The organism is Arenibacter sp. P308M17 (assembly GCF_003426735.1).
Taxonomy (GTDB): domain Bacteria; phylum Bacteroidota; class Bacteroidia; order Flavobacteriales; family Flavobacteriaceae; genus Arenibacter.
Genome location: NZ_QVON01000023.1, coordinates 1 through 1,273, shown reverse-complemented (window position 1 = coordinate 1,273; position 1,273 = coordinate 1). Strand labels below are relative to the sequence as shown.

The following is a 1,273-nucleotide window of genomic DNA, read 5'->3' as shown; positions in this document are numbered from 1 at the left end:
ACAAACACAAAAAAGAAGGCTTTCCCCATAGGGAGGAACCGGATCCGTCAACAAGATATTCAGCCCTGGCCTATCGGCGGGCCGAATACTTAGTTATTGTACACTGGCTTTTTATTCGGTTATATACTCAAATATTATTTTCGGATTTATAGATTCCGATTCTTTTTTTTGTTTGAAAACCTTTAGCTTTTTATTATATCTAATTGTCAAAGTGTCAAAACTTTTCCATTCAAAACTAACATCTTTTGGTTTTATAAATTCAGCACTTGCGACAAAGATTGATTCAGGTTCAATATTTTCATCATAATTGCAATCAGTTGCGTAAATATGAATTGATTTATTCAAAGTTGCATTTCCATTCATTTCGGTCATTTTTACTTTTCGTAAACTTTCGTAATCACATTCCACTTTTAATTCCGTTTCGGTTGGTTCGTCAAAAATTTCAAAATTTGACATAAAAACGAAATATCCGATTATGGATATTATTCCGAGTAATAAAAATCCAATTAGTAACTTTTTTATCAATTTGAGTTCGTTTTTCAGCTTGTGTACAACGTTTAGTATAACCGCAGTTACGGGATTTAATTTAATGTTTTTCGGATAAGCACTGACGGTAGCAATTACGCGTGGATTCGGACGCAGTCGAATCCGCCGTAATTGCGGTTATACATTGTTGTGTACAGTGTTTTTCATTTTAAATTCTTCCATCCACTTACTCCTTTTTTTTTCAGTTGTAACAACAAGAATATTATTATAAATCCAAAAAAACCAAGTAAAGAAATTAATAATCCATATCCGCTTATTAAATTAAATATCATTAATAGCAAACTTGTAACTAACAGTCCATAAAATCCAAATTTTCTCCAATCCAAAATCATAAAGGTGAATATTATATCAGCTACTCCGACTATTAAGAGAAATACATTGTCAAAATCCGAATCATTAAATACATTCTGAAAATCCTCTTTCAAGAAATAAATTCCTATAAATAATGTAAAATAGAGATAAATAGTTAAGACTATATTTCTCTTTTGGTTGTTTTCTTTATTTAGAATAATCATAATTTTATTTAGGACGGGTCAACATTGTACACAACGAATTGGTATAAGATTAGTGCGCCAATCAAAACAAGTCGCTGGTCGTAACAGGACATCGTAGCGCATTAATTTTATACGGTGTTGAACGAATCCTCCCTACCGGTCGGAAGCTTTGTCGTGTTCAAAATACGTTTTACTTAAATTTATGCAATCTTAAAAAACAATGTAATGTATAA

Annotated in this window: 2 protein-coding genes; both read right to left on the bottom strand. The window is 31.3% G+C overall.

Annotated features, from left to right (window positions below; all coding sequences use genetic code 11):
* Nucleotides 1–111: 111 nt before the first annotated feature.
* Complete coding sequence (locus D0S24_RS20875; protein WP_117021787.1) at nucleotides 112–456, bottom strand: hypothetical protein; 345 nt, start codon at nucleotides 454–456, stop codon at nucleotides 112–114.
* Between the two features lie 233 nt (nucleotides 457–689).
* The gene (locus tag D0S24_RS20870; protein WP_117021786.1) at nucleotides 690–1,061 is read right to left on the bottom strand and encodes a hypothetical protein; all 372 of its coding nucleotides are present in this window, start codon (nucleotides 1,059–1,061) and stop codon (nucleotides 690–692) included.
* Nucleotides 1,062–1,273: the final 212 nt, after the last annotated feature.